Source organism: Halomonas sp. 707D4 (assembly GCF_024158685.1).
GTDB lineage: Bacteria > Pseudomonadota > Gammaproteobacteria > Pseudomonadales > Halomonadaceae > Vreelandella.
The window spans coordinates 1-4,222 of the sequence record NZ_JAMZBD010000281.1; the positions used below are offsets into that span (position 1 = coordinate 1).

A 4,222-nucleotide genomic window follows, 5' to 3' on the forward strand; every position below is an offset into this window, starting at 1 on the left:
CCCCGCAGCCGGCCCGGCACCCGCCGTCGGCTGCGCTCTCCTGACTTGCGATCAGTACCGTCACTCGCGTTCGCTCTCGGCGGTGGCCCCCTTGTTGAAGCCCTCAAAGGCGTGCACGCGCGTGGGGATCGCCGTCTCACGGGTGATTTCCGCGGCGAGCCAGCGCGCGATGTTCTCCACCGTGGTCGGCCAGGGCAGCACCGCGCAGCGCTCTTGAGGCAAAGTGATGGCGAAGGCGCCTTCGCCGGCCACGTAGCGGCAGGTGAGGCGCTCGTCGTCTTCAGCGGCGATGTCGGCACGCTCGAGCAGGTAGCGCTGGTCCAGCCACCGCGCCCAGCGCGCCTCGAGCGCCGGCACGCGCGCGTTATCTTGATAAATTTCGAGGCGCGAGCGGTGACCGTGGGCGATCCGCTGGCAGTTGCCCTGGTGGCGCTTCAAGCCGTGGCTGTAGCCGTAGGCGGCGCCGTCGATGGCTTCCTCGCTGAGCGCAAGCTCGACGCGGCCGACGTTTTCCGGGCAGTGCCGGGTGAGCTCGTCACCCAGCGTCGCCGCCAGCGCCTCTGGCTCGATCGTCTCGGCGTCGATCAGCGTGAAGGCCGCCTCGGGCCCGCGCACGTCCATGGCGTAGGGCGTGGTGGTGCGCACGCAAAGCCCTTCCGCACACGTCTTCACGTGAACGCCCGAGGCGCGGGTCGGCACCAGCAGCGTGTGGTCGACCCCGGCATCCAGGGTCTTCTTGATGAAGGGCTTGACCAGGCCGAAGTCGAACAGCATGCCGTCCTCGCCGAGCTCACCCTCCAGCGTCGCGTCCACCTGCCAGCTCATGCCGACGAGCCCGCGCTCGGGGCACCAGAGCGAGACGTCGATATGACTCAATTGCTTGACGAAAAGCGCCATCATTCGAATCCTGCGATCTTGTGGGTTTGCAGCGACAGCCGCCACTGGGGGTGGGTCATGCAGTAGGCGGTGGTCGCCTCGATGTTCGCGCGGGCCTGCTCGTGGCAGCTCGTATCCATCGGCTGCAGGTAGAAGTGGTCGAACTCGAGCGTCGCGAAGTGCTCCGGAGGCGCGTCGCGCTGCGGGTAGACCAGCTTCAGCTCGTCGCCGCCTTGCGCCACGAGGGCGTTGGCACCCTTGGGGCTGACGCAGACCCAGTCGATGCCTTCGGGCACCGCCAGGGTGCCGTTGGTCTCCACGGCGATGTCGAACCCCTTGGCCTTGACCGCGGTGATGAGCGCGGCATCGAGCTGCAAGAGCGGCTCGCCGCCGGTGAACACCACGTAGGGCACGGCCGGCGAGGGAGTCTGCGGCCAGAGCGCCGCGAGGTGCTCGGCGAGCGCCTCGGCACGCGCGAAGCGACCGCCGCCGGCGCCGTCGGTGCCGATGAAGTCGGTGTCGCAGAAGGTGCAGCGGGCACTCGCCCGGTCGGCCTCGCGGCCGGACCACAGGTTGCAGCCGGTGAAGCGGCAGAAGACGCTGGCGCGACCGCTCTGGGCCCCTTCGCCCTGAAGCGTGTAGAAGGCTTCCTTAACGTGATACATCGAAAGCCTCCGGTGCGTAGGCGAGCGGATCGGTCACGCCGTTGGCGGCGAAGGCGGCCAGGCGTTCGCGGCAGCTGCCGCACCGCCCGCAGGCGAGCTCGCGCCCTTCGTAGCAGGTCCAGGTATCACGGTAGTCCAGGCCCATGGCCAGGCCGTCGCGCAGGATGTCCGCCTTGCTGGCCTCGAGGTAGGGCGCACTCACCTCGACGGGCTCGAAGTCGGCGATCAGCGCGACTTGGCGCATCGCCTCGACGAATTCCGGTCGGCAGTCCGGGTAGACCACGTGATCGCCGCCGTGGGCGCCGTAATCGACCCGCCCGGCGCCGATGTTCACCGCCTTGGCGATGGCCAGCGACAGGAGGATCATGTTGCGGTTGGGTACCACGGTGCTCTTGAGGTTCTCCTCGGCGTAGTCGGCGTCGGGCATCGCGGCATCGGCATCGGTCAGCGCCGAGTTGTCGATCAGCCCGTGGATCGCGCGGATATCCACCACCTGGTGGGGAATGCCGAGCTTTGCGCACACATGGCGGGCGGTATCGAGTTCGCGCCGATGACGCTGGCCGTAGTCGAAGGAGAGCGCGTGAACCTCGAGGCCTTCCTTGAGCGCGCGGTGCAAGACGGTGAAGGAGTCCATGCCGCCGGAGTAGATCACCACGGTGGCGGGGGAGTGTGTACAGGGAAGGGAAGACATGCTAATACTCGCTGATCGGAGAATTTATCGAGTGCCCAACGGGCAGACGTCCGGGGTCCGGTCCGGAACGCTGCGCAGTTTACGCACTGACCGGGCGCTTGGCTAGCCGACCCCGTCAATCGCCCTTCACGCTTTTCGAGATGTATTCATGGCAACCATAGAACATAGTGAGATCGTCCACGCCCCGCCGGAGCGGGTGTTCGAACTGCTGCGCCGCGTCGAGGACTTCGCCGACTACTCCGACATGATCCACGCGATCGACGTGCTGGGTGACGACCGCTACCGCTGGCACGTGCGTGCGGTAGGCATGGACTGGGCCTTCGACGTGGTGGTGACCGAGATCGAGGCGCCGCACACGCTCGCCTGGGAGTCGTTGGACGGCGTCAAGAACCAGGGGCGCTACCGGCTCGAGGCGGTGGAGGAGGGCACGCGGGTCTCGCTTACACTCACCTACGAGATCGGCAACCGGCTGATGGAGAAAGCCGTCAACAAGGCCGCCAGGCCGATGGTCGGAAAGGTGAGCCGTCAGATTCTCGAGCGCGTCGAAGCGCGGTTGAATGGATAGACGCTGGCACCTCTCCTGGCGCTGGGTGGCGCTCTTCGCGCTGCTGGCGATGCTGGGCTATGTCTGGCTGTGGCACTCGCCGGATCTGGCGGCGGTCAAGCAGTGGGCTGCCGAGATGTCCCACCATCCGCTGGTGGTGGTCGGCGTCATCGCTACCATGGCGATCACCCTCGCCATCGGTCTTCCGGGCAGCATCGGCCTGTGGCTGATCGCGCCTTTCTACGTTCCGGTCATCGCCACGGCGATGCTGACGCTGGGCAGCGTGCTGGGCGCTCTCGGCGCGTACTTTCTCGCCACGCGGTTCAACGCCCGGATCAAGCCCGGAGGGCTGACCCACAAGGTGATGCAGATTCTCGAGCGTCGTGGCGATTTATTGACCCAGTGCGCGCTGCGCATCCTGCCGGGCTTTCCCCACTGCGTCATCAACTACGCCGCCGGGCTCGTGCGCCTGCCGCTCAAGACCTACCTGCTGGCGACGGTGATCGGGCTATCGATCAAGTGGGGCGTGTACAGCAGCGCCATCTACGGGGCGCTCGAGGCGATCGAGCACGAGGATCCGCTGCAGTTTGGCGTGGTGCTGCCGTTGATCGCGCTGGCGCTCTTGCTGCTGGTGGGCGGGTGGTACAGGCGCCGCGTGGAAGCGGCGCGCAGGGAGCATTGAAACGGGGCTAGCGGGGCTGGTGCAGGGCGGCGTCAAGGTGGCCGACCACTTCGGCCCAGTCGGCGTCATCGGCGATCGCCTCGCGCAGGAAGGCCGCCTGGCCCTCGTTCCAGCAGGGCGCCTCGGCGATGGCCGTGGTGGCCGGCAGCGGGCCGTGCTCGCTGATGAAGGCTTCGATGGACGCCTTGTCCGACGCAAGCCCCAGCTGCTCGAAGAGATCGCTGAATTGGTGTACGGGTTGTTCCATGGGTCACTTCCTCTCCTTGGGTGATCACTACGCGCTTGAACGCGTGCCTATCAACATAGTCCGAATATTTCTGCGCGCCAGCGCCGCTCAGCGCTCGCCGCACAGCGACGTCACGAATTGCCGGCGGCGATCCTCCAGGGACAGTGGTTGGGCGAGCAGGTGGACGAGCTTGGTCAGCGCCGCCTCGGGCGTCATGTCCGCGCCTGCCAGCACGCCGGCGGCCTCCAGCCCGGCGCCGGCGGCGTAGGTGGCGAAATGCACGCCCCCGCGCGGACAGAGGCTGGTCGCGGCGACGAGCTTGCCCTCGCCGCAGGCGCGGGCCAGCACCTCGAGCAGCGCCGGGTCGTCCGGAAGGTTCCCCGCCCCCCAGAGCTGCAAGAGCGCTCCCTTGACGCGATCATCGCCGAGCAGCGCCTCGAGCTGCCAGGCGGCGATGCCCGGCCACAGCGCCAGGCGAACCACCTCGCCCTGGGCAAGCCCTGCATAGCTTGAAAGCTCGAAACGCGGTGCGCCGCGA

The 4,222-nt window shown here is 67.5% G+C and carries 6 protein-coding genes and 1 pseudogene; 2 read left to right on the forward strand and 5 right to left on the reverse strand.

Annotation, left to right across the window (positions count from 1 at the left end; all coding sequences use genetic code 11):
• Positions 1-60 precede the first annotated feature (60 nt).
• Genes BIS11_RS12005 through queC form a run of 3 tightly spaced genes read right to left on the reverse strand, consistent with a single transcriptional unit; the run spans position 61 to position 2,232 of the window.
• Positions 61-897: a 6-carboxytetrahydropterin synthase gene (locus tag BIS11_RS12005; protein WP_253423594.1), complete on the reverse strand. Its 837-nt coding sequence runs from the start codon at positions 895-897 to the stop codon at positions 61-63.
• Positions 897-1,541, reverse strand: a complete 645-nt coding sequence (gene queE, locus BIS11_RS12010) for a 7-carboxy-7-deazaguanine synthase (RefSeq protein ID WP_253423598.1) — start codon at positions 1,539-1,541, stop codon at positions 897-899. The genes BIS11_RS12005 and queE overlap by 1 nt, the downstream gene beginning before the upstream one ends.
• On the reverse strand, positions 1,528-2,232 hold the full coding sequence (queC, locus tag BIS11_RS12015) for a 7-cyano-7-deazaguanine synthase QueC (RefSeq protein ID WP_253423601.1): 705 nt from the start codon (positions 2,230-2,232) through the stop codon (positions 1,528-1,530). Before queC ends, queE begins: the two co-directional genes overlap by 14 nt.
• 148 nt (positions 2,233-2,380) lie before the next feature.
• On the opposite strand from queC, the gene BIS11_RS12020 reads away from it, so the two are divergent.
• Both BIS11_RS12020 and BIS11_RS12025 read left to right on the forward strand, forming a co-directional pair.
• Positions 2,381-2,797: an SRPBCC family protein gene (locus BIS11_RS12020; protein ID WP_253423604.1), complete on the forward strand. Its 417-nt coding sequence runs from the start codon at positions 2,381-2,383 to the stop codon at positions 2,795-2,797.
• Positions 2,790-3,458, forward strand: coding sequence for a TVP38/TMEM64 family protein (locus BIS11_RS12025; protein WP_253423607.1), 669 nt, complete (start codon positions 2,790-2,792; stop codon positions 3,456-3,458). Before BIS11_RS12020 ends, BIS11_RS12025 begins: the two co-directional genes overlap by 8 nt.
• A gap of 7 nt (positions 3,459-3,465) precedes the next feature.
• Here BIS11_RS12025 and BIS11_RS12030 read toward each other — a convergent pair whose 3' ends face one another.
• Positions 3,466-3,705, reverse strand: a complete 240-nt coding sequence (locus BIS11_RS12030) for a DUF2789 domain-containing protein (RefSeq protein WP_227391056.1) — start codon at positions 3,703-3,705, stop codon at positions 3,466-3,468.
• A gap of 87 nt (positions 3,706-3,792) precedes the next feature.
• A pseudogene (locus tag BIS11_RS12035) lies at positions 3,793-4,222 on the reverse strand (asparaginase); the annotation flags it as partial.

Coding starts and splice junctions, on each gene's coding strand:
- BIS11_RS12005 (WP_253423594.1), bottom strand. CDS start 897: ATGGCGCTTTTCGTCAAGCAATTGAGTCATATCGACGTCTCGCTCTGG.
- queE (WP_253423598.1), bottom strand. CDS start 1,541: ATGTATCACGTTAAGGAAGCCTTCTACACGCTTCAGGGCGAAGGGGCC.
- queC (WP_253423601.1), bottom strand. CDS start 2,232: ATGTCTTCCCTTCCCTGTACACACTCCCCCGCCACCGTGGTGATCTAC.
- BIS11_RS12020 (WP_253423604.1), top strand. CDS start 2,381: ATGGCAACCATAGAACATAGTGAGATCGTCCACGCCCCGCCGGAGCGG.
- BIS11_RS12025 (WP_253423607.1), top strand. CDS start 2,790: ATGGATAGACGCTGGCACCTCTCCTGGCGCTGGGTGGCGCTCTTCGCG.
- BIS11_RS12030 (WP_227391056.1), bottom strand. CDS start 3,705: ATGGAACAACCCGTACACCAATTCAGCGATCTCTTCGAGCAGCTGGGG.